The organism is Rubellimicrobium mesophilum DSM 19309 (genome assembly GCF_000600335.2).
GTDB lineage: Bacteria > Pseudomonadota > Alphaproteobacteria > Rhodobacterales > Rhodobacteraceae > Rubellimicrobium > Rubellimicrobium mesophilum.
Map to the genome: position 1 here is coordinate 53,819 of NZ_KK088553.1, position 22,087 is coordinate 75,905.

Below are 22,087 nucleotides of genomic sequence, written 5' to 3' on the forward strand. Positions count from 1 at the left end.
GCCTCAGGGCGCCATCTGCCGCCGCACCGCCTCGCGGTCGATCACCGACCAGACCTCCGCGATCCGGCCCTCCCGGAACAGGTAGAACACGTTCTCCGAGAACGCGACCGTCCGGCCGGTCGGCGGAAACCCCAGGAACTCCCCCACCGGCGTGCAGCGGAAGTCGAGCCGCGCGCCCACGTGATCCCCCTGCACCACCAGCAGCCCGATCACGAAGCGCAGGTCCGGGATGCGCTCCACCTCGTCGATCCGGGCGTCCCGATACTCGGCCGCCGAGCCGGGCACGCCGTTGTAGACGACGCTCGCCTCCAGAAACCCCGCGAGGTCGTCCCACCGCCGCTCGTTCAGGCAGTCGAGGTAGCGCCGATACCGCTCCGCCAGCCGGTCCTGGTCCATCCCGTCCCCTTCCGCTCCTTCGGGCTTCCGCCGTCCGCCCCACAATGGCCCGGGCCCCACCGAGAACAAGGGCTGCCCCCAGGGCCCAGACCGCCTCCTCCAAGCCGTTCCCCTTGCCTCGCCCACGATCCTCGCCAGAGTGGGCCCGCCCAACTCCAGAGGACCCCGATGGCCCGCATCGCCTATCTCACGACCATCGACTTCGGCCCGGGCGAGCTCGCCACCCTCCCCGCCGCCCTCTCCGACCTAGGCCTCGCCCGCCCCCTCCTCGTCTCCGACCATGGCCTCGCCGCCACCGGCCTCCTCGACCGCGTGACGGCCCTCCTCCCCCCGGGCACCCCCCGCTTCCTCGACACGCCGCCCAACCCCGACGAGGACGCCGTCCTCGCCGCCCTCGCCCTCTACCGGGCCGAGTCCTGCGACGGCCTCGTCGCGCTGGGCGGCGGCTCCCCCATCGACCTCGCCAAGGGGGTGGCCCTGCTGGCGACCCACCCCGGCCCGCTGGAGCCCTACGCCATGATCCAGGGCGGCCTCGCCCGGATCACCCCATCCGTCGCCCCCGTCATCGCCATCCCCACCACCGCCGGCACCGGCGCCGAGGTCGGCCGCGCCGCGCTCCTCACGCTCCGCGGCGGCCGCAAGCTCGGCTTCGTCAGCCCCCACCTGATCCCGCGCCGCGCCATCTGCGACCCCGAGCTCACGCTCGGCCTGCCCCCCGGCCTCACCGCAGCCACCGGCCTCGACGCCCTCTCCCACTGCATCGAGACCTTCCTCTCCCCCCGCGACAACCCACCCGCCGAGGCCATCGCCCTCGACGGCGCCGGCCGCATCTGGCGCCACCTCGAACGCGCCTGCGCGAACGGCCGCGACCTCGAAGCCCGCACCGCCCTGATGATGGGCGCCCTGATGGGCGGCCTCTCCTTCCAGAAGGGCCTGGGCGCCGTCCATTCCCTCAGCCACGCCCTCGGCGGCCTCAAGGACCTCCGCCTCCACCACGGCACGCTGAACGCGATCCTCCTGCCGCCGGTCCTCCGCTTCAACGCCCCCGCCGTGGGCGCCAAGCTCGCCGCCCTCAAGGGCGCCATGGGCCTCCCGCCCGACGCCGACCTCGCCGAGGAGGTCGCCGCCCTCAACCGCCGCCTCGCCCTCCCCCCGGGCCTCTCGGCCCTCGGCGTCACGCCCGACCGCTTCGACTGGCTCATCGAGCGCGCCCTGGCCGACCACAGCCACCCCACCAACCCCCGCCCCCCGACGGCGGAGGACTACCGCGCCCTGCTGACCGAGGCGCTGGGCTGACGCACCCCCGCAGGGTGGGTGGCTCCCGGCAAAGCGGAGGTTCACCCCCCGTCGCCACCCGACACCACCGAACCCTTCGCAGGGTGCGCTTCAGCGCGCCAGCGAGGGCAGGATCGGCCGCCGCGCCCTCCGTCCCTCGTAGGGCGGCGGTCCACCCCACCATCCCCGGCCAGCTCCGGTCGCCGCAGGGCGGGCTTCAGCCCACCATCCCCGGCCCGGGACGGCGCCCCTGCGGGCCGATTCGCGACCCGCCGAAGCGCCTCGCCCCAAGGGCCACGCAACACCCCGGCCCCTGCCGTTCCCGAGCCGGATCAACGATTTGCCTCGGGGGTGTTGCGTCGCCCTACCCCCCCACCGAACGCCCCGTTTACGGATCGTTAACCCCGCTCCCCCACTCTCTCCCCATCAGGAGCGCCGTCCCGCGACGCCTCCCTTCGGCCCGCCCAAGACCTCAGAGCAGGAGGGCGCTTGCGTCGAAGGAGGACCTCAAGGAACGGGGCTCCCGTCGGCAGGGGCTTCGGACGGCCAGCCCCTCGCCAGGATCACAGGACCGTCCTCGCCCGGGACCCGGCCTCACGGCTGCGGAAAGGCACCCCCGGGTCAGAGCTCTTTGAAGGGACCCGGGTGCGCCGTCCCCCTGGGAGGCCATGGCGTCGGATTGCCCGACCGGCCGCAAAGACCCAGCCGCCGCCTGCCGAAGCAGGCCCCTCGCAAGGTCGGAGTGGCGTCCGCCTTGCGACCCTCGGGCACGACGGACCGGCGCGGCGCCAACCCCGCGCCCCCGTAACGGCCCGAGACCCCTTTCCCATGACGACAGGGGCGCGGACCTCCGGGCCGGTCCGCGCCCCCATTTCCCCCAACCCCGGCCGTCCGGCGCTTGGCGACGCCGCCACCCTCCACACGCGCCGAAGCCCAGCCCGTTGCGCCGCAACGAAAACGGGCCGAGGCATCGCCCCGGCCCTCCCGCAGCGACCCATCCCGGCGGCCTCAGGCCAGGTACTGCCCGCCGTTCGCCGACAGCGTGGAGCCGGTGATGAACCCCGCCGCGTCCGAGGCGAGGAACACCACGCAACGCGCGATCTCCTCGGGCTCGCCCAGGCGGCCCACCGGGATCGCCGGCAGGATCACGTCCTTCATCACCTCCGGCTTGATGCCGGCCATCATGTCCGTGTTGATGTAGCCCGGCGCCACGACGTTGACGGTGATCCCCGCCCGCGCCCCCTCCTGCGCCAGCGCCTTGGTGAAGCCGATGTCCCCGGCCTTGGCCGCCGCGTAGTTGGCCTGGGCGAACTGCCCCTTCTGCCCGTTGATCGAGGAGATGCTGATGACCCGCCCGAACTTGCGGTCGCGCATCCCGCCCCAGACCACATGGGTCATGTTGAAGAGGCCGGTGAGGTTGGTGTCGATCACCTCGTGCCATTGCTGGGGCGTCATCCGGTGGAACGGCGCGTCCCGCGTGATCCCGGCGTTGTTCACCAGCACCTCGACCGGGCCCAGCTCCGCCTCGACCTGCGCGACGCCGGCCTTGCAGGCCTCGTAGTCGCCGACGTTCCACTTGTAGGTCCTGATGCCGGTCTCCTGCGTGAAGGCCTGCGCCGCCGCGTCGTTCCCCGCGTAGCTCGCGGCGACCGCGTAGCCTTCGTCCTTCAGCGCCTTGGAGATCGCCGCGCCGATCCCGCGCGAGCCTCCGGTGACAAGGGCGACTCTCGCCATGACAAACTCCTCCCGTCCGATTTCCCTGGAAAACGGGGCGTCCTCGGTCCCGAAGGCGCCCGCTCAGGCCCTTACGGCCGCTCGACGCAGAGCGCGACGCCCATGCCGCCGCCGATGCAGAGCGTGGCGAGGCCCTTCTTCGCGTACCGGCGCTTCATCTCGTAGAGCAGCGTGTTCAGCACCCGCGCGCCCGAGGCCCCGATGGGGTGGCCGATGGCGATGGCGCCGCCGTTGACGTTCACGATGGACGGGTCCCAGCCCATGTCCTTGTTCACCGCGCAGGCCTGCGCCGCGAAGGCCTCGTTGGCCTCCACGAGGTCGAGGTCCGAGACCTTCCAGCCCGCCTTCTCCAGCGCCTTGCGGCTTGCGTAGATCGGGCCCACGCCCATGATCGACGGATCAAGCCCGGCGGTCGCGTAGGAGGCGATCCGCGCCAGCGGCTCGATCCCGCGACGCTGCGCCTCCTCCTCGGACATCAGCAGCACCGCCGCCGCCCCGTCGTTCAGCCCCGAGGCGTTCCCCGCCGTGACGCTGCCGTCCTTGGCGAAGGCCGGACGCAGCTTCGCCACCGCGTCGATGGTCGCGCCGTGGCGGATGTACTCGTCCTGGTCGACGACCGTGTCACCCTTCCGGCCCTTGATGACGAAGGGAATAATCTCGTCGGCGAACTTCCCGGCCTTCTGCGCCGCCTCCGCCTTGTTCTGCGAGGCGACCGCGAACTGGTCCTGCTCATCGCGCGAGATCTGCCACTGCTGGGCCACGTTCTCGGCCGTCTGGCCCATGTGGTAGCCGTTGAAGGCGTCCCAGAGCCCGTCCTTGATCATCGTGTCGATGAAGCCCACGTCGCCCATCTTGTGCCCGGCCCGCAGCGGCGCGGCGTGGGGCGACAGCGTCATGTTCTCCTGCCCGCCCGCGCAGATGATGCTGGCGTCGCCCAGCATGATGTGCTGCGCGCCCAAGGCGACGGCCCGCAGGCCCGAGCCGCAGACCTGGTTGATGCTCCAGGCGGCGCTCTCCTTCGGCAGCCCGGCCTTGATGTGCGCCTGCCGCGCCGGGTTCTGGCCCTGCGCCGCCGTCAGCACCTGGCCCAGGATCGTCTCGCTCACCTCGCCCTTCTCGACGCCGGCGCGGCTCACCACGGCCTCGAGCACCGCGGCGCCGAGGTCATGGGCGGGGGTGTTGGAGAAGGCGCCGGAGAAGGAGCCGACCGCCGTGCGGGCGGCCGAGGCGATAACGACGTTGGTCATGGGCGTGCGTCCTTATGTGGAACCGGCCGGAGACGCGCCCCGGCCCCTCTGGCCTGTCCTAGACCGTGCAGGCGCAGCGAGCAACCGGCAAACCTGACGCAGGGTCCGCCTAGAGCCGGGCCCGGGGCCGCCCGAAGAGGTAGCCCTGCAGGAAGTCCACCCCCAGCGCCCGCATCCGCGCCGCCTCGGCCTCGCTCTCCACCCCCTCGGCGATGGCGGACATGCCGAACTGGTGCGCCACCGCGATCAGCGCCCGCGCGACGACCTGGTTGTCGGGCGAGGCCTCGATCCGGGCCACCAGCGAGCGGTCGATCTTCACGCAGTCGAAGCGGAAGTCCTTGAGCCGCCAGAACGACACCGCCCCGGCGCCGAAGTCGTCGAGCGCGAAGCTCACCCCCTTGGGCCGCATCTCGGCCATGAAGCGCGTGACCCGGTCGGGCAGCAGCATGGCCGAGGCCTCCCCGATCTCCAGCGTCAGGCGGTGGCCCAGCCCCGCCACGCCCTCCTCGAGGATCTGGCGCCAGGTGGCGTTGCCGACCGACCGCGCCGACATGTTGATGGCGAGCCGCATCCGGGGATGCCGCCGCAACGCCTGCAGCCCGAGCCGCAGCGCCGCGCCGTCGAGGTCCCGGCCCAGCGGCGACTCCTCCACCGCGGCCATGAAGCTCTGGGCGGGGAGGATGCGGCCCACCTCGTCGAGGATGCGGATGAAGCCCTCGTGCAGCACCGTCTCGGGCGGCACGCCGGCCGTCACCACCGGCTGGAAGGCGAGCTGGACGCGGTCCTGGGCCAGCGCCTCGCGGATGAGGCGCGACAGGTCCGCCCGGTGGGGGACGACGCGCGGCTCCACCGTCTCCGCCATGGAGTCCTGGATCGCGGTCATGGTCTGGGGCGTCATGCCTGCCTCCCTCTGGGTCCCGGGGGCAGCATGGCCGACGCGGATTAAGGCCGGGTTAAGGTCCGGCCCATCGGTGCAGCGCCGCCTCGTCCTCGTCCCTGGACGCAACCCAGGCGGCGCCCTCGGCCCGGTGCTCCTTCTTCCAGAAGGGCGCGCGGGACTTGAGCCAGTCCATCAGGAACTCCGCCGCCTCGAAGGCCTCTCGGCGATGCCGGGACGCCGTCAGCACCATCATGATCGGCTCCCCGGCCGCGATGCGCCCGTGCCGGTGGATCACCCGGACGGCCGAGAGCCCGAAGCGCCCCCGGGCCTCCTCGATCATGGCGGCGATGGCCGATTCGGTCATGCCGGGATAGTGCTCGATCTCCAGCGTCCCCATCCCGCCGTCGGACCGCGCCACGCCCGTGAAGCTGACCACCGCGCCCGCCTCGCCCACCCCGGCCGAGAAGCCCGTGAGCTCCGCCCCGGGGTCGAAGGGCGCGGCGTCCACCCGGACCTCCATCTCAGCCCCCCGTCATCGGCGGGAAGAAGGCCACCTCCCGCGCGCCCCCGAGCGGCGCGTCGAGCCCGGCGAGCTTCTGGTCCACCGCCACCCGCACCGCGCGGAGGTCCGAGAAGGCGAGCGCATGGCCCTCGCTCCGGCCCTTCAGCTCCTCGACGAGGGCGGCCACGTTGGGGGCCCGGGTCTCCACGCTCTCGCGCGAGGTCCCGGCCCTCTCGCGCAGCCAGGCGAAGTAGAGCACCTCGATCATGGCGCGTCCTTCAGATAGGGGAGCGACTTCCGGAAGTAGTCCCAGCCGGTGACGGCGGTCAGCCCCGCCGCGACCCAGATCAGGAACAGCCCCAGCCAGGTCGCGATCCCCGCCCAGGTCGTCCCCGGCGGCAGGCCCACGCGCCCCACGCGCGGCGGCAGCGGCACGTCGAGCGTGGCGAGGCCCAGCCCCAGGAACAGCACCCCGATGGCCACCATCTGCGCCGTCGTCTTCCACTTGGCGAGCTTCGTGACCTTCAGCGTCCCGGCCTTGTTGCCGAGGTATTCGCGCAGCCCCCCCACGAAGATCTCGCGGAACACGATCACCGTGGCGGGCAGGATGAGCCAGGGGTTCATCCCCGAATAGCCGGTGATGACGAAGATCGCGATCACCACCATGGCCTTGTCGGCGATGGGGTCGAGCATGGCGCCGAAGCGGCTCTCCTGCTTCCAGAGCCGGGCGAGGTGGCCGTCGAACCAGTCGGTGATCGCCGCGCCCACGAACAGCGTCAGCGCCAGGAAGTCGGCCCAGGGCCGGCTGAAGTAGAGGAACATGACCGGGACCCCCGGGGCCGCGCAGAGCCGCAGGACGGTGAGGATGTTCGGGATGGTCCAGACGATCATGCGGAGCGATGTAGCGCCTTGGCCCGTTGGGGGGAAGCCACCCCGCCCCTGACGGAGCGTTGCGGCGGCGGTGCCTCATCCGACCGGCCCTGAAGGAGCGCCGCCTTCCGCGCGGTCCCGGCCCGGCTATGCTGGCGGGGTCACCTCCAACCGAAAGGCCGCCATGGGCTTCCGCTTCCAGAGATCGCTCCGCCTCGCCCCCGGCCTCCGCCTGAACCTGAGCAAGAGCGGCGTCAGCGCCACGCTGGGCCGCCCCGGCGCCTCGGTGAACCTCAGCCGGCGCGGCGTCGAGGGCAGCGCGGGCCTCCCCGGGACGGGCCTGTCCTACCGCCAGCGCGTCGCCGGCCGGTCGGGGATTTCGGTCGCGGGCGCTGTCCTGGTCCTCGTGATCCTGGCGGTGTGGCTGCTTGCGTAATCTTTGAGAGCCGGCCCAGAGTCGGATTTCACAAAATGAGCTTGCCCTTTGAACGAGCAGATCGGTAGCATTTGTTGCGTAACTTGGATGAGCCAGCCTCATGGGAAACAAAGGCCATTTCGAGCTTGAGGGCGTTGGTGCCGTTGGGATGGGCACACAGCGCGGAAATTCAGGACCTACTGCCTCTGCAAAGACTAGCAGGAAGAAAGGAATCTACTTGGCTACGGCTATTCGTCGTCAAAGCGTTCAGGAAGCAGGTTTCGCAGCCAGAGCCGCCAAGAAGAGGCCCAAAAAGAAGAAGTTCAAACTGTAGGACAATGAGCAGAATGTGGGTGCTTCGTTCTCACCCCTTCTCGTGGAAATACCCGTAGATCGTCTCGGCCAGCGTGTCCGACACCCCGGGCACCGCCTTGAGGTCCACCAGCGCCGCGCGGCTCACCGCCTTGGCGCTGCCGAAATGCTGGAGCAGCGCCCGCTTCCGCGTCGCCCCCACGCCCGGGATCTCGTCGAGCGGGTTCGCGAGCAGGCTCTTGGCCCGCTTGGCCCGGTGCGTGCCGATGGCGAAGCGGTGCGCCTCGTCCCGCAGCCGCTGGACGAAGTAGAGCACCGGGTCGTTGTGGGGCAGCGCCATGGGCCGCTTGCCGATCCGGTGGAACTCCTCCTTGCCGAGGTCGCGGTCGATGCCCTTGGCGACGCCCACCATCGGGATGTCGTGGACCCCCAGCTCGGCCAGCACCTCGTAGACCGCCGAGACCTGCCCCTGCCCGCCGTCGATGAGCAGGAGGTCGGGCCAGGCGGGCGACTCGCGGTCCGGGTCCTCCTTGAGGAGGCGCGTGAAGCGGCGCGTCAGCACCTCCTTCATCATGCCGAAGTCGTCGCCGGGCTTGGCGGTCTCGATGTTGAACTTGCGGTACTGGCCCTTGTCGAAGCCGTTCGGCCCCGAGACCACGAAGGCGCCGATCGCGTTCGTCCCCATGATGTGGGAGTTGTCGTAGATCTCGATCCGGCGCGGGACGCCCGGCAGCTCGAACTTCTCCGCGAGGCCCTCCAAGAGCTTCGCCTGCGCCGCCGACTCGCTCATGCGGCGGGCGAGGCTCTCGCGGGCGTTCCGCAGCGCGCCCTCGACCAATTCGGCCTTCTCGCCCCGCTGGGGCACCACGAGGTCGATCCGCCGCCGCGCCTTCTCCGAGAGAGCGGCCATCAGCACCTCGGGCTCGTCCACGCCGTTCGACGCGAGGATCAGCGGCGGCGGGTCCCGGTCCGAGTAGAACTGCCCCAGGAAGGCCTGCATGACCTCGGCCGGATCGTCGTCGCCGGCAAGGCGCGGATAGAAGTCGTGGTTGCCCCAGTTCTGGTGGGCGCGGATGAAGAAGACCTGCACGCAGGCCTGCCCGCCCTCCATGTGGAGCGCGACGATGTCGGCCTCCGCGACCGTCCTCGGGTTGATCCCCTGCGCGGTCTGCACCTGCGTCAGCGCCTTGATCCGGTCGCGCAGCGCCGCCGCGCGCTCGAACTCCATGGCCTCGGAGGCCTCCTGCATCTGGCGGGCCAAGGTCTCCTGCACCTTGGTCGTCCTGCCCGACAGGAACCTCGCGGCGTCGAAGACCGAATCCGCGTAGTCGTCCTCGGAGATCAGGCCCACGCAAGGCGCGCTGCACCGCTTGATCTGGTGCAGCAGGCAGGGCCGCGTGCGCGACGAGAACACCGAATCCGTGCAGCTCCGCAGCAGGAACGCCTTCTGGAGCTGGTTCAGCGTCCGGTTCACCGCCCCGGCGCTCGCGAAGGGCCCGAAGTAGTCGCCCTTGTCCGTCCGCGCCCCCCGGTGCTTGCGGATCTGGGGAAAGCGGTGCGCGCTGATGATGATGTTCGGAAACGACTTGTCGTCCCGCAGCAGCACGTTGTAGCGCGGCTTGAGCTGCTTGATGAGGTTCTGCTCCAGGAGCAGCGCCTCCGTCTCGGTCCTCGTGGTCAGGAACATCATCGACGCCGTCTCCCGGATCATCCGGGCGATGCGATGGCTGTGCCCCGAGGGCCGGGCGTAGTTCGACACCCGCGCCTTCAGGTTCTTGGCCTTGCCGACATAGAGGACGCGGTTCTCCGCATCGAGCATCCGGTAGACGCCGGGGGAGGAGTCGAGCTGGCGCAGGTAGGCCGCGATGCGTTCGTGCCCCGTGAGGGCGGGCATCTCGGGCGTCTGGGGGATCAGGTCGTCGGGCATGGCGCTGTCGATGGTGTGGAAGGGCAATCTAATGCGGGTCGCGGGGACGAAACAGCCCCGGCTGTGGATAACTCGGGGGACGGAACGCCGCGACTCAGGTCGGACGTTCGAGCCTTCGCAGCCGCAGCGTGAGAGTCGCCCCCGAAGCTACGGCCCTGTCGGGATTCGGTTTTTCCTGCGGCAGCGCAGCATCCCGAGGCTGCCGCGGACTTTTCCCAACCCCCGGTGGAGAAGCTGTGGATAACTTTCAGCCCGGCCCCAGGATGTCCGGCGTCCTCCACCCCAGGTGCTGCCCGCCGTCCACGAGCAGCAGCTCTCCCGTCACCGCCTTGGCGTCGAGGAGGTAGCCCAGCGCCGCCACGATGTCCTCGGGGTTGGAGCCCCGCCCCAGCACCGTCGCGGCGCGCTGGCGGGCGAAGTGGCTCTCGCTCTGCCGATGCCCCCGGACCGTCGGCCCCGGCCCGATCCCGTTGACCCGCACCCGGGGCGCCAGCGCCTGCGCCGCCGTCTGCGTCAGCGTCCAGAGCCCCGCTTTGGCCAGGGTGTAGGTCATGAACTCCGGCGTCAGCTTCCGCACCCGCTGGTCGATCATGTTGACCACGAGACCCTGCGCCACCGGCTCGCCGTTCCCGTCCTTCACCGGCTCCGGCACCTGCTTGGCGAGCGCCTGGATCAGCAGGAACGGCGCGCGGAGGTTGGAGCCGAAGTGCCGATCCCACTTCTCCCGCGTGGCGGTCGAAATGTTGTCGTACTCGAAGATCGAGGCGCTGTTGACGAGGACGGTGATCGGCCCCCCCAGCGCCTCTGCGGCCTTCGGCAGCAGCGCCGCCGTCGCCCCTTCGTCGAGGAGGTCCGCCTGCAGCGCCACCGCGCGCCGGCCCATCCCCTCGATCTCGCGCACCACCTCCTCGGCGCCCTCGCGCGAGCCGTTGTAGTGCACCGCCACGTCGTGCCCGCGCTCCGCGAGCTTGAGCGCCATGGCCCGCCCGAGCCGCGCCCCCGCCCCGGTGACGAGCGCCCTCATGGCCGACCGCAGGCGCAGGGTCCCGGGCCGATGCGGCGACGGCCGCAGCCGGGGCAGTAGGGGTCGCGCTTGGCCGAGGGGCGCGGCGGCGTGATCTCGGGCGAGGCGCGACGGGCCAAGGTCCGGCGCTTCGGCCCCCGGAAGCGGCCCCAGATGGCGATGGCCACCATGAACAGCAGGAACAGGATCGCCGACTTGATGAGGATCACAGCCCGAACCGGGCGAAGGCCGCCCGCTCCTCCACGAGGCCCGCCGCCTCCTCGGCCAGCGACAGCCCGAACCGCGACAGCAGCGACCGCCGCTGCCCGTAGCGGCGCACGCGCACCTTCTCGCCGAAGCGGGACCGGAGCACCGGGCCGATATGCCCGATCCCGTCCGCGAGGCCCTGGCTCACCGCCCGCTCGCCGATCCAGACCTCGCCGGTGAACAGGTCCGGGTCGTCCTTGAGCTTCGAACCCCGTCGCCCCCGCACCTGCGCGATGAACACGTCATGCAGTTGCGAGAGCCACCGGTCGAGCCTCTCCACGTCCTCCGGCTTCTCGGGCCGGAACGGGTCGAGCAGCGACTTCGACCGCCCCGCCGTGTGGACCCGCCGCTCCACCCCCAGCCGCGCGATCAGGTCCTGGAAGCCGAAGCCCGCGCTGATGACCCCGATGGAGCCCAGCATGGACCCCGGATCGCACCAGATCTCGTCCGCGGCGGTGGCGAGCCAGTAGCCCCCCGAGGCCGCCACATCCTCGACGAAGGCCAGCACCGGCACCCGCTTCTCCTCCGCAAGCCGCCGGATGCGTCCGGCGATCAGGGAGGACTGCACGGGCGAGCCGCCGGGCGAATTGATCTGGAGCGCGACGGCCACCGGCTTGGCCTTGAACGCCGCCTCGATGGCGGGCGCGAGTCCCGCGTCGGTCAGAGACCGCGCCCCCATGCCGATGGCGCCCTGCAGGCGCAGCACCGAGACCGTGGGACGTCGCTTCAGGCGGAGGAGGTCGGGAAGGGACTGCATGGTCCGCACCTAAGCCCCGGCCCCCGCCCGCGCAAGGCTCAGCGCCGGAGCCGCCAGCCCGTGCGGAAGATCCACCAGACCACGCTCAGGCAGATCGCGGTGAAGGCCGCGATGGCGAGGAGCGAGACCCCCACCGGCACGTCCGCCATGCCGAAGAACGACCAGCGGAAGCCCGAGATCAGGTAGACCACCGGATTGATGAGCGCCACCTTCTGCCAGACCCCCGGCAGCATGGAGATGGAGTAGAAGCCTACCCCCCAGGAACACGAGCGGCGAGATGACGAGGAGCGGGATGAGCTGGAGCTGCTCGAAGTTCGAGGCCCAGATGCCGATGATGAAGCCGAGGAGCGCGAAGCTCACGCAGGTCAGCACCAGGAAGGCCAGCATCGCGAAGGGATGCGCGATCTGGATGTCCACGAAGAACCAGCTCGTGACGAGGATGATGATCCCGATGATGAAGGACTTGCTGGCCGCCGCGCCGACGTAGCCCAGCACCGCCTCGAAGAAGCTCACGGGGGCCGAGAGGATCTCGAAGATCGTGCCGATGAACTTGGGGAAGTAGATGCCGAAGCTCGCGTTCGAGATGCCCTGCGTGATGACCGACAGCATTATGAGGCCGGGGACGATGAAGGCCCCGTAGGAGACCCCCTCGACCTCCTGGATGCGTCCGCCGATGGCCGCGCCGAAGACCACGAAGTAGAGCGAGGTCGACAGCACCGGCGCGATCAGCGACTGCGTCACCGTGCGGAAGAAGCGCCCCATCTCCTGCACGTAGATGGCCCGGACCGCGAAGAGGTTCATTCCGCCGCCTCCCGCTCGTCGCCATGCACGAGTCCCACGAAGATGTCCTCCAGCGACGAGGCCTCGGTGTCGAGGTCGGCGACCGTGATCCCCGCCGCGGCCAGCGCGGACAGGAGCGTGGCGATCCCCGTCCGCTCGGCCTTGGTGTCGTAGTGGTAGGTCAGCCGCCGCCCGCCCTCCTCGAGGGTGAGGTGGAACTGGGCCAGGCCCTCCGGCACGGCGTTCAGCGGCTGCTGGAGGGTCACGTGCAGGACCTTCTGCCCCATCTGCTGCATGAGCCGGGCCTTCTCCTCGACCAGCAGGATGCGTCCCTTGGAGATCACCGCCACGCGGTCGGCGATGGCCTCGGCCTCCTCGATGTAGTGGGTCGTCAGGATGATGGTGACGCCCGACCGGCGCAGCTCCGCCACCACGCGCCACATGTCGCGGCGCAGCTCCACGTCCACGCCCGCCGAGGGCTCGTCGAGGAACAGCACGCGCGGCTCGTGGGCCAGGGCCTTGGCGATCAGCACCCGCCGCTTCATCCCGCCCGAGAGCTCCATCACCTTGGCGTCCCGCTTGTCCCAGAGGGAGAGCTGGCGGAGCACCTTCTCGACATGGGCGTCGTCCTTGGGCTTGCCGAAGAGCCCGCGCGAGAAGGCCACGGTGCGATGCACCTTCTCGAAGGGCTCCAGGCTGATCTCCTGCGGCACCAGCCCGATGAGGTCCCGCGCCGCCCGCCAGTCGCGGGCGATGTCGTGCCCGCCCACGGTGGCGGTGCCCGAGGTGATCCGGTTGATCCCGCAGACGGCGGAGATGAGCGTCGTCTTGCCCGCCCCGTTGGGGCCGAGCAGCGCCAGGATCTCGCCTTCCTCGATCTCGAGGGAGACGCCCTTGAGCGCCTCGAAGCCCGAGTCGTAGGTCTTGCGCAGGTCGCGGATGGAGAGGATCGGCGCCATGGGACCTCCGTTCAGGGTGCGACTTGGTAACGCAGCCGCGAGCCCCGGCCAAGGCGGAATACCCTACCCGGTCGGGCAGGTCCCGCGACATGACCGGCGACATGACGAGGACGCTTCGGCTCGCCCCCGACCACGTGCCCCGGGCCCACCGCGAGACCGAGGACCCGGGGCCGGCGGCCCACGCCGGGCGCGGCCGAGCCGATCGAAGGGCGGGTCCCCGACTGACCCGCCCGTGTCCGGCGATCCCCTGCTTCCACCCTGCCGCTGCCGGGCCGCCGGATGACGGCCCCGGCGCTTGACGAGCGGCCCGGGCTGGCCTCGACTGCGGGCGCATCTCCCGAGGTCCCATGCCCTACAAGCACGTCACGCAACCGCTCCAGCTCCGCCACAGGACCCTGCGCAACCGCATCGTCTTCGGCGCCCATACCAACAACATGGCCGAGGGCGGGCTGCCCTCCGACCGCCAGATCGGCTACCTGCGCGAGCGGGCCCTGGGCGGCGCGGGCATGATCGTCATGGAGCCCATGCCGGTCCACCAGGCGGCGGTGCTGACGCGCGGGAACTTCCGCCCGGGCGACGACGCCGTGGTCCCCGCCTTCCGCCGCCTGACCGAGGCGGTCAGGGCCGAGGGCGCCGTGCTCCTCCAGCAGCTCTACCACGTCGGCGCGCACGGCGACGCGGACAACTCCTGGCACCCGAGCTGGTCGCCCTCGGGCGCACCGTCCTGGCACGACTCGGACGGCTCGCACGCGATGACCGAGGCCGAGATCGAGGAGACCATCGAGTCCTTCGTCCAGGCGGCGCGGCGCTGCCGCGAGGCGGGCTTCGACGGGGTGGAGGTCTGGGCGGCCTACCACGCCCTCCTCGACCAGTTCTGGACGCCCTTCTCCAACACCCGGGACGACCGCTGGGGCGGCAGCCTGGAGAACCGCACCCGCCTCTCGCGCGAGATCCTGCACCGCATCCGCAAGACCTGCGGCGAGGACTTCATCGTCGGCCTGGCGGTGAGCGACGAGCCCGACGTCCCCGCCGCGCTGGGCCGTGAATCCCTGGCCGAGATCCTGGCGCTCCACGACCGCGAGGGGGCCATGGACTACGTCACCTGCGGCGTGGGGAGCTACTTCGACTTCCACAAGCTCATGCCCACCTTCCTCTACCCCGAGAAGCTGGGCGCGGACCTCGCGCGGGTGCTGAAGGGCGCCCTGACCCAGGCCAAGGTCACGGCCGAGGCCCATATCCGCACCCCGACAACGCCGAGGAGGTGATCGGCAGCGGCGCGGCCGACCTCGTGTCCATCGTGCGCGGCCAGATCGCGGACCCGCACCTTGCGCGCAAGGCGATGGAGGGGCGGCCCGAGGACGTGCGGGGCTGCATCTCCTGCAACCAGATGTGCTGGGGCCGGCGGAGCCGCGACTACTGGATCTCCTGCCTCGTCAATCCCTCGGCGGGACGCGAGTGGGACTGGGGCGGCGACCGCTTCGCCCCGGCCTCCCGTCCCGCCTGGGTGCTCGTCGTCGGCGCCGGTCCGGCCGGGCTCGAGGCCGCGCGGGCCGCGGCGGAGCGCGGCTTCGAGGTCACCCTCGCCGAGGCGGGGCCCGAGATCGGCGGGCAGTTCCGCCTGGCCGGGCTGCAGCCGCGCCGGGGCCAGATCGGCGAGCTCCTCCAATGGTACGAGCGGCAGTTCGGCAAGCTCGGCGTGGAGCTGCGGCTGAACGCCTTCCTCGATGCGGACGACATCGTCGCGCATGGGGCCGACCACGTGGCGCTGGCCATCGGGTCGCTGCCCGATCCCGACGGCTTCCAGCGCGCCCTGGCCCACCTTCCGCGCCTGCCCGGGATCGAGCGGGGCCGGGTCTGGTCGCCCGAGGACGTGCTGTCCCGCCGCGCCCGGCTCGGGTCCTCCGTGATCGTCCTCGACGAGGGCGGCAACTGGCGCGGCGGCGGCACGGCCTGGGCGCTCGCCGAGGCGGGGCACGCGGTGACGGTGGTCACGCCCGATCCGCTGGTCGGCAAGGAGCTCCAGCGCAGCGCGGCCGACCTGCCGCTGCGCCGCCGCCTCGCCGCGCTCGGGGTGCGCTTCGTGCTCGAGTCGGCGGTCGCCGAATGGCTGGGCAACGGCGGCGGGGCCGAGGTGGTGGACCTCCTGACCGGCGCCGTGACGCGGGTCCCGGCGGACGACCTCGTGATGGCCACGACCAACCGCTCGGACGGGACGCTGGCGGCGGAGCTGGCCGGACGGGGCCTGGGGGCGGCCTCGCTCGGGGACGCCGCCGCGCCGCGCATGGCGGCGCTCGCCTTCCATGACGGGCGGCGCTGGGCGCTGGGGCTCTGACGCTGCTTAGCCTTTGACGGACCGCCGAACCTGGGGCAGGCTCCCGTTGCCCCGGGGGGAAGGGGCCAGGGCTCTTGGACATGGCGATACGACCGCGGATCGGCTATCTCGTCCCGTGCTTTCCGGGGCCGAGCCACCCCGCCTTCTGGCGCGAGATCCGCGCCCTCGAGGCGCAGGGCGTGGAGGTGGTGACCTACTCCACTCGCCCCCCGGCACCCGACCATCTCGTTCATCCCTGGTCGGCCGAGGCCGCCGCCCGCACCGAATATCTGGCCCGCCGGGCCGCCACGGGCCTTCGCGCCCTGCCCGCCCTGCCCTGGGGCGAGATCCGGGGCGCCGAGCGCGGCTTCGGGGCCGACCTCGTCCGGGCGCTCGGCCCCGCCCTGGCGCTGGCCGAGAGCGCCGCGCGCCATTCGCTGCGGCACGTCCATGTCCACTCGACGGGCCTCGTGGCGACGATCGCCGCCCTCTCCGAGAGGCTGGGAGGCCCGTCCTACAGCCTGACGCTCCACGGCCCCCTGTCCGAGGACGGGCCGGGGCAGAACTTCAAGTGGCGCGGCGCCCGCTTCGCGACCGTGGTGACGCGGCGCCTCCTCGCCGAGGTGAAGACCGTCCTGCGCGAGGATCGTCCCGCCCGCGTGGTCGTGCAGCCCATGGGCGTGGATACCCTCGCCTTCAGCCGTCAGGACCCCTACGCCCCTGCCGCCTCGGGCGGGCCGTTCCGCATCTTCGCGTGCGGCCGGCTGGAGGAGGCGCGCGGCTTCCAGGACCTGCTCGCCGCCCTGCGCCGCCTGACCGACCGGGGCACCCCGGCCACCCTGCGCATCGCGGGCGAGGACGACGCGGGCGGCAGGGGCTTCCGCCAGGTCCTGGAGGCGCGCATCCGCGAGCTGCGGCTCGACGGCCGGGTCGCGCTCCTCGGCACGCTGGGCGAGGGGCGGGTGCTGGAGGAGCTCCGCGCCGCCCATGCCTTCGCCCTGCCCAGCCACCGCGAGCCCCTGGGCGTGGCCCTGATGGAGGCCATGGCCTGCGGCCTTCCCGTCGTCGGCACCGCGACCGGCGGCGCGCGGGAGCTGGTGACGCATGGCGTGGACGGGATCCTGGTCCCGCCGCGCGATCCCGTGGCGCTGGCGGGCGCCCTCGAAGGCCTTGCCCGGAGCCCCGCCCGGGCGACGACGGTCTCCCGGGCGGCCCGTGCCCGCGTGGAGGCCGACTTCGACGCGAGCCGCGGCGCCCTGTCCCTGATGCGCGAGATGGGCCTTCGGCCCTTCGACGAGATCGAGGACGACCTGCCCCCGATCGCGGCCACCCCGATCAGCGCGTCGTCCCGCGAGGGTCCCGGTCGTTGGCGAGCGACATGAGGTAGCGCCCATAGGCGTTCTTGCCGAAGAGGCCGGCCCGTGCTGCGAGCGCGTCCCGGGTGATCCAGCCCTGCCGCCAGGCGACCTCGTCCGGGCTGCCGGTCTGGAGGCCTTGCCGCTCCTCCAGCGTGCGGACGAAGTTGCCCGCGTCGAGGAGCGAGCCGTGCGTCCCGGTGTCGAGCCAGGCATAGCCCCGGCCCATGGTCTTCACCGTGAGCCGGCCCTCGTGGAGGTAGCTCTCGAGCAGCGTGGTGATCTCGAGCTCGCCCCGCGCGGAGGGCGTCACGGCCCGCGCCCGCTCGGGCGCCGAGCCGTCCAGGAAGTAGAGGCCGGTGACGGCGTAGCTGGACGGCGGGACCTCGGGTTTCTCGACGAGGGCGCGGGCCTGGCCGTCGGGGCCGAACTCCACGACGCCGTACCGCTCCGGGTCGGCGACATGGTAGCCGAAGATGGTCCCGCCCCGTTCCTGCGCGTCGGCCTCGGCCATCAGGTCCGGCAGGCCGTGGCCGAAGAAGATGTTGTCGCCCAGCACCATGGCCGAGGGCGCCCCCGAGAGGAACTCCCCGGCCAGCAGGTAGGCCTGCGCGAGCCCGTCCGGCGAGGGCTGGGCGATGTAGGCGAGGCTCAGGCCCCACTGGCTGCCGTCGCCGAGGGTGCGCCGGAACTGGTCCTGGTCGGCCGGCGTGGTGATGACCGCGATCTCGCGGATGCCCGCCAGCATCAGCACCGACAGCGGGTAGTAGATCATCGGCTTGTCGTAGACGGGCAGGAGCTGCTTGGAGAGCCCGATGGTGATCGGATAGAGCCGCGTCCCCGATCCCCCGCGAGGATGATGCCCTTCCGGCCGGTCATTCGCGGCCATCCCAGGCGAAGGGGCTGTCCCAATCCGCGAAGCGCGGCGCCGCGCGGTCCTTGTCGGAGAGCACCGCCGCATCCGCGCCGAGGCCCCAGTCGACCGCGAGGTCCGGGTCGTCCCAGGCGACCGAGCCGTCGCAGTCGGGCGCATAGACGTCCGTGCACTTGTAGGCGACCTGCGTGTCGGGCTCGCGCGTCACGAAGCCGTGCAGGAAGCCGACCGGGACGAGGAGCTGCCGCCCGTTCGCGGCCGAGAGCTCCACGCCCACCCAGCGGCCGTAGGTCGGGGAGCCCTTCCGCGCGTCCACGGCCACGTCGAGGATGCGGCCCGCCACTACGCGCACGAGCTTGGCCTGCGCGTGCGGCGGTCGCTGGTAGTGGAGGCCCCTGACCGTGCCGGGCTCCAGGCTCAGCGAGTGGTTGTCCTGCACGAAGTCGAGGTCGATCCCCCTCGCGCGGAGCGTCTCGCGGTTCCAGCTTTCCATGAACCAGCCCCGGGCGTCCGAGAACCGCCGGGGCGTCAGGATCATCACGCCCGGAAGGGCGGTGTCGTCGATCTGCACAGGGCCTGTCCCTTGCCTGTCCCGCACCGGCTCTAGCAAGGCGGGCCCGGCCTGTCACGGGCTTCCGGGCGGCGGGGGCTTGGGGTAAGGGCACGGGAACCACGGAGCCCGCCCCATGAGCCTCAACACCTTCGGTCACCTGCTGCGCTTCACGACCTGGGGGCGAGAGCCACGGCCCCGCCTTGGGCGCGGTGGTGGACGGCTGCCCCCCCGGGCGTGCCGCTGTCCGAGGAGCTGATCCAGCCCTGGCTCGACCGGCGCCGGCCCGGCGCGAGCCGCCACACCACCCAGCGGCAGGAGGCCGACGCCGTCCGCATCCTGTCCGGCACCTTCGAGGGGGTCACGACCGGCACGCCGATCAGCCTCATGATCGAGAACACCGACCAGCGCTCCAAGGACTACGGCGAGATCGCCCGGACCTTCCGGCCGGGGCACGCCGACCTGACCTATCACCTGAAATACGGCGTCCGCGACTACCGGGGCGGCGGCCGCTCCTCGGCGCGCGAGACCGCGGCGCGGGTCGCGGCCGGGGGCGTGGCGCGTCAGGTGCTCGCCGCGCTCGCCCCGGAGGTGCGGATCACCGGCTACATGGTGCAGATGGGGCCGAAGAGGATCGACCGCTCGCGCTTCGACCCCGAGGAGATCGGGCGGAACGACTTCTGGTGCCCCGATCCGGTCGCTGCACCGGAGTGGGAGGACTACCTGAACTGGCTCCGAAAGGACGACCACAACTCGGTGGGCGCCATGGTCGAGGTCGTCGCGTCGGGCGTCCCCGCCGGCCTCGGCGCGCCGATCTACGGCAAGCTCGACTCGGACCTCGCCTCGGCCATGATGTCGATCAACGCCGTCAAGGGCGTGGAGATCGGCGAGGGCATGGCGGCGGCGGCGCTGACGGGGCGCGAGAACGCGGACGAGATCTTCCTCGATGGCGGGGAGCTCGCCTTCGGGTCGAACCGCGCGGGCGGCATCCTGGGCGGCATCTCCTCGGGGCAGGACATCGTCGTGCGCTTCGCGGTGAAGCCCACCTCCTCGATCCTGTCGCCCCGCCGGTCGATCCGCATGGACGGGAGCCCGGCCGAGGTCGTGACCAAGGGACGGCACGATCCCTGCGTGGGCATCCGGGCGGTGCCGGTGGGCGAGGCGATGATGGCGCTGGTGCTGGCGGACCACCTGCTGCTCGACCGGGGGCAGACGGGCGGGGTCCGGGGGCGGATCGGCTGAGGCGGTCCGAGGGGCGGGCGCAACTTCCCCTACCCCGCCGGGCGGCGACCCGGGGACGGGATCACCTTGGCAGGGAAAGGTTGAGGAACTGTTAGTGGCCGCGAGAAATCGCAGCGGTCGCGGCAGGAAGCATAGGCCGTAGGGTGCGCTTCAGCGCACCGCATCGCACAAATCTGGCGGCGTTCCGGTGCGCTGAAGCGCACCCTACGAGCCTCCCCTACCGCAGCGAGACCACGTAGTCGCGCAGGAGGCTCACGCGGCGCGGACGGAAGCTCTCCTCCGTGGGCTCGGCCGACTCGATCCGGTCGAGCCGGAAGCGCCGGAAGCCCTGCCGCAGGCAGCACCAGGCGACCATCAGCAGCACCTCGTCGAGGTAGGCCACGGCCAGCGGCCAGACGCGGCGGCGCGTCACCTGCCCAGCCTCGTCACGATAGGCGAGGTCCACGGCGCGCTCCTCCCACGCCGATTCGCGCAAGAGCGAGAGCGCGGCCTGCGGCACCGCGCGCGGGCTGTGGCGGTAGACGCGCAGGACGGCATGGGCGGCCTCGCGCGCCTGCCGTTCGGGGAGGCGGGCGATGACCTTGGCGGCCACCGATTCGGCGGCCTGCGCGAGCTCGGCGTCGCCGGACTGGCGCACCTCCCCCAGTCCCAGGAGAAGGGCCTCGATCTCCATGCGGGTGAAGCTCTGGGGCGGCAGCGCCGGGTCCTCCTCCAAGGCGTAGCCATAGCCCGCCTCGCCGTCGATCCGGGCGCCGGCGGCCCGCAGCGCCGCGATGTCGCGGTAGATGGAGCGCACCGAGACCTCGGTCGCCTCCGCGAGCCGCGCCGCCGTCACCGGGGCCGGAAGGCTGCGGAGCGCATGGAGCAGGCGGAACAGGCGGTCGCTGCGGGGCATGGCTCCTCCTGACGCAGGCTGTCAGCAGGTCAGGACGATAACGGCAGCGACCGAACCCGCAACCCCAAGGAGACGACCCCATGCTCACCCTGTATCACTCGCCCCGCAGCCGCTCGACCGCCATCCTGACGCTCCTCGCGGCCATGGACGCCCTCGACCGGGTGGAGGTGCGCGAGGTCTCGATCACCCGCTTCGACGGGCAGGGCGCGCCCGATCCGCGGAACCCGCACCCGGAGGGGAAGGTCCCCCTCCTCGTCCACGACGGGGTCGCCATCTGGGAGAGGGCGGCGATCCTGCTCTACCTCACCGACCTCTTCCCCGAGTCCGGCCTGGGCGTGCCGGCGGGCGACCGGCTGCGGGGCCGCTACTTGTCCTGGCTCGCCTGGTATGCCGGGGTCATGGAGCCGGTGATGATCCACGACGCGGCGGGGCTCGCCCATCCCTTCCTCTCGGCCACCTTCCGGGGCATGGCGGAGATGCGCGACCGGCTCTCCACGGCTCTGGCCGAAGGTCCCTGGCTCGTCGGGGACCGCTACACGGCAGCGGACCTGCTCTGCTCCTCGCCTTACCTGTGGTTCCGGGACCTGGACCCCGGCTGCGAGCGCATCCGCGACTGGGTGGCGCGTTGCGCGGCGCATCCGGCGCGGGCGGCGGCGCTGGAGAGGGACGAACGGGCGCTGGCGGCCTGACGCGGGACGCCGCGCGCGGCCCTGTCGCCTGCCAGACTACATCCCCCGCCTCACGGTGGGGGAGCCCGGCGGTCAGACCCAGTAGTAGGGCAGGCCGTAATGGGTGTGGGTCGCCTCCTCCCACTCCCGGTCCTGCGCCCAGTCCTCGGGATGGGCGGGGGCGGCGCGGAGCTGCTCCTCGGTGATGGAGGTGACGTAGCCGCCGACCGTCGTGTCGTAGGCCAGGGCGGCCCAGGGAATCGGATAGCTGTCCCGACCCAGGCCCAGCGGGCCGCCGAAGGACATCACCGCATAGACGATGCGGCCCGAGGCCTTCTCGATGACGAGATGGTCGATGGTGCCGACCTGCCGCCCCTCGGCGCCGAACACCGCCGTGCCCTTGACGCGGTCGGAGGAGATGACGGGGCTGGGGGAGCTGTCGTGGCCGGGCATGGGACCCCTCCGTCGCCGTTCTTCCGCAGGGGAAACGTGCGGGACGGAGGGGCGTTCCCGAAGGCTCAGGCGTTGATGCTGTCCTTGAGCGCCTTGGCGACGGTGATCTTCACCACCTTGTCGGCGTCCTTCTTGATCTGGTCGCCGGTCGAGGGGTTGCGGACCATGCGCTCGGGCCGCTCGCGGCAGTAGATCTTGCCGACGCCGGGCAGGGTGACCGCGCCGCCCTGCGACACCGTCTCGGTGATGATGCCGGTGAGGGCGTCGAGCATCCCGCTCGCGGCCTTCTTGTCGCCCCCCGTGCGCTCGGCGAGGGCGGCGACGAGCTGCGCCTTGGTCATCTGGTTGGCCATCGTGAACTCTCCTGTTGTGCGGCCGGGTGGCCGTCCGGTTTCATGCTGCACAGGGATTTGGC

22 protein-coding genes and 3 pseudogenes are annotated in these 22,087 nt (G+C 71.8%); 7 read left to right on the forward strand and 18 right to left on the reverse strand.

The features are described from left to right. Positions 1 to 3: 3 nt before the first annotated feature. Positions 4 to 396 (reverse strand): ester cyclase, encoded by a 393-nt coding sequence (locus RUMESO_RS03155; protein WP_037278049.1) that lies wholly within the window; start codon positions 394 to 396, stop codon positions 4 to 6. A gap of 168 nt (positions 397 to 564) precedes the next feature. Between RUMESO_RS03155 and RUMESO_RS03160 the strand changes: the two genes are divergently transcribed. Further along, a complete protein-coding gene (locus RUMESO_RS03160; RefSeq protein WP_037278050.1) occupies positions 565 to 1,692 on the forward strand; it encodes an iron-containing alcohol dehydrogenase in 1,128 nt (375 codons plus the stop codon). 987 nt (positions 1,693 to 2,679) lie between these two features. On the opposite strand, the gene phbB is transcribed toward RUMESO_RS03160, so the two are convergent. The 6 genes from phbB to pgsA all read right to left on the reverse strand — a co-directional run bounded on the left by phbB (position 2,680) and on the right by pgsA (position 6,922). After that, complete coding sequence (phbB, locus tag RUMESO_RS03165; protein ID WP_037278051.1) at positions 2,680 to 3,405, reverse strand: acetoacetyl-CoA reductase; 726 nt, start codon at positions 3,403 to 3,405, stop codon at positions 2,680 to 2,682. Between the two features lie 71 nt (positions 3,406 to 3,476). After that, positions 3,477 to 4,652 carry an acetyl-CoA C-acetyltransferase gene (locus tag RUMESO_RS03170; protein ID WP_037278052.1) on the reverse strand — a complete coding sequence of 392 codons (1,176 nt, stop codon included), beginning with the start codon at positions 4,650 to 4,652 and terminating at the stop codon, positions 3,477 to 3,479. A gap of 109 nt (positions 4,653 to 4,761) precedes the next feature. Then, entirely contained in the window at positions 4,762 to 5,550 is a 789-nt protein-coding gene (locus tag RUMESO_RS03175; protein WP_037278054.1) for an EAL domain-containing protein, read from the reverse strand. Positions 5,551 to 5,605: 55 nt separating this feature from the next. Then, positions 5,606 to 6,052 (reverse strand): molybdenum cofactor biosynthesis protein MoaE, encoded by a 447-nt coding sequence (locus tag RUMESO_RS03180; RefSeq protein WP_037278055.1) that lies wholly within the window; start codon positions 6,050 to 6,052, stop codon positions 5,606 to 5,608. 1 nt (position 6,053) lies between these two features. Then, positions 6,054 to 6,302, reverse strand: a complete 249-nt coding sequence (moaD, locus tag RUMESO_RS03185) for a molybdopterin converting factor subunit 1 (RefSeq protein WP_037278056.1) — start codon at positions 6,300 to 6,302, stop codon at positions 6,054 to 6,056. Next, positions 6,299 to 6,922, reverse strand: a complete 624-nt coding sequence (gene pgsA / locus RUMESO_RS03190; RefSeq protein ID WP_037278088.1) for a CDP-diacylglycerol--glycerol-3-phosphate 3-phosphatidyltransferase — start codon at positions 6,920 to 6,922, stop codon at positions 6,299 to 6,301. The genes moaD and pgsA overlap by 4 nt, the downstream gene beginning before the upstream one ends. Before the next feature lie 166 nt (positions 6,923 to 7,088). On the opposite strand from pgsA, the gene RUMESO_RS03195 reads away from it, so the two are divergent. Next, a complete protein-coding gene (locus tag RUMESO_RS03195) occupies positions 7,089 to 7,340 on the forward strand; it encodes a DUF4236 domain-containing protein (protein ID WP_037278057.1) in 252 nt (83 codons plus the stop codon). Positions 7,341 to 7,683: 343 nt separating this feature from the next. Here the strand turns inward: RUMESO_RS03195 and uvrC are convergent, their stop codons facing one another. From uvrC to RUMESO_RS03225, 6 genes and pseudogenes are all read right to left on the reverse strand, one after another. Then, positions 7,684 to 9,558 carry an excinuclease ABC subunit UvrC gene (uvrC, locus tag RUMESO_RS03200; protein ID WP_051520974.1) on the reverse strand — a complete coding sequence of 625 codons (1,875 nt, stop codon included), beginning with the start codon at positions 9,556 to 9,558 and terminating at the stop codon, positions 7,684 to 7,686. 247 nt (positions 9,559 to 9,805) lie between these two features. Beyond that, entirely contained in the window at positions 9,806 to 10,582 is a 777-nt protein-coding gene (locus tag RUMESO_RS03205) for an SDR family oxidoreductase (protein WP_037278058.1), read from the reverse strand. Continuing rightward, complete coding sequence (locus RUMESO_RS03210) at positions 10,579 to 10,791, reverse strand: hypothetical protein (protein WP_051520962.1); 213 nt, start codon at positions 10,789 to 10,791, stop codon at positions 10,579 to 10,581. Before RUMESO_RS03210 ends, RUMESO_RS03205 begins: the two co-directional genes overlap by 4 nt. Then, positions 10,788 to 11,585: a S49 family peptidase gene (locus tag RUMESO_RS03215; RefSeq protein WP_037278059.1), complete on the reverse strand. Its 798-nt coding sequence runs from the start codon at positions 11,583 to 11,585 to the stop codon at positions 10,788 to 10,790. Before RUMESO_RS03215 ends, RUMESO_RS03210 begins: the two co-directional genes overlap by 4 nt. Before the next feature lie 38 nt (positions 11,586 to 11,623). Beyond that, positions 11,624 to 12,386 (reverse strand): annotated as a pseudogene (locus RUMESO_RS03220) (ABC transporter permease). Then, entirely contained in the window at positions 12,383 to 13,324 is a 942-nt protein-coding gene (locus RUMESO_RS03225) for an ABC transporter ATP-binding protein (RefSeq protein ID WP_037278060.1), read from the reverse strand. The pseudogene RUMESO_RS03220 and the gene RUMESO_RS03225 overlap by 4 nt, the downstream one beginning before the upstream one ends. Before the next feature lie 347 nt (positions 13,325 to 13,671). Here RUMESO_RS03225 and RUMESO_RS26760 point away from each other — a divergent pair, with 347 nt between their 5' ends. The 3 genes from RUMESO_RS26760 (at position 13,672) to epsE (ending at position 17,017) form a co-directional block, all read left to right on the forward strand. Next, positions 13,672 to 14,589, forward strand: coding sequence for an oxidoreductase (locus tag RUMESO_RS26760; protein ID WP_245639119.1), 918 nt, complete (start codon positions 13,672 to 13,674; stop codon positions 14,587 to 14,589). Next, a complete protein-coding gene (locus tag RUMESO_RS26765; RefSeq protein ID WP_245639120.1) occupies positions 14,586 to 15,656 on the forward strand; it encodes an FAD-dependent oxidoreductase in 1,071 nt (356 codons plus the stop codon). The genes RUMESO_RS26760 and RUMESO_RS26765 overlap by 4 nt, the downstream gene beginning before the upstream one ends. A gap of 80 nt (positions 15,657 to 15,736) precedes the next feature. Further along, complete coding sequence (gene epsE / locus RUMESO_RS03235) at positions 15,737 to 17,017, forward strand: exopolysaccharide biosynthesis GT4 family glycosyltransferase EpsE (protein WP_082483324.1); 1,281 nt, start codon at positions 15,737 to 15,739, stop codon at positions 17,015 to 17,017. Here epsE and rfbA read toward each other — a convergent pair. Both rfbA and rfbC read right to left on the reverse strand, forming a co-directional pair. Next, positions 16,971 to 17,869 (reverse strand): annotated as a pseudogene (gene rfbA / locus RUMESO_RS03240) (glucose-1-phosphate thymidylyltransferase RfbA). The gene epsE and the pseudogene rfbA sit on opposite strands and share 47 nt — an antisense overlap. After that, positions 17,866 to 18,435, reverse strand: coding sequence for a dTDP-4-dehydrorhamnose 3,5-epimerase (gene rfbC / locus RUMESO_RS03245; RefSeq protein WP_037278061.1), 570 nt, complete (start codon positions 18,433 to 18,435; stop codon positions 17,866 to 17,868). Before rfbC ends, rfbA begins: the two are co-directional and overlap by 4 nt. Before the next feature lie 115 nt (positions 18,436 to 18,550). On the opposite strand from rfbC, the pseudogene aroC reads away from it, so the two are divergent. Further along, positions 18,551 to 19,656: pseudogene (gene aroC / locus RUMESO_RS03250) on the forward strand (chorismate synthase). A 217-nt stretch (positions 19,657 to 19,873) separates the two neighbouring features. On the opposite strand, the gene RUMESO_RS03255 reads toward aroC, so the two are convergent. Further along, on the reverse strand, positions 19,874 to 20,551 hold the full coding sequence (locus RUMESO_RS03255; protein WP_037278062.1) for a helix-turn-helix transcriptional regulator: 678 nt from the start codon (positions 20,549 to 20,551) through the stop codon (positions 19,874 to 19,876). A gap of 80 nt (positions 20,552 to 20,631) precedes the next feature. Between RUMESO_RS03255 and RUMESO_RS03260 the strand changes: the two genes are divergently transcribed. Continuing rightward, complete coding sequence (locus RUMESO_RS03260; RefSeq protein ID WP_037278063.1) at positions 20,632 to 21,240, forward strand: glutathione S-transferase family protein; 609 nt, start codon at positions 20,632 to 20,634, stop codon at positions 21,238 to 21,240. A gap of 72 nt (positions 21,241 to 21,312) precedes the next feature. Here RUMESO_RS03260 and RUMESO_RS03265 read toward each other — a convergent pair whose 3' ends face one another. Next, positions 21,313 to 21,672, reverse strand: a complete 360-nt coding sequence (locus tag RUMESO_RS03265; RefSeq protein ID WP_037278064.1) for a PRC-barrel domain-containing protein — start codon at positions 21,670 to 21,672, stop codon at positions 21,313 to 21,315. Between the two features lie 65 nt (positions 21,673 to 21,737). Next, on the reverse strand, positions 21,738 to 22,025 hold the full coding sequence (locus RUMESO_RS03270; protein WP_037278065.1) for an HU family DNA-binding protein: 288 nt from the start codon (positions 22,023 to 22,025) through the stop codon (positions 21,738 to 21,740). Positions 22,026 to 22,087 lie beyond the last annotated feature (62 nt).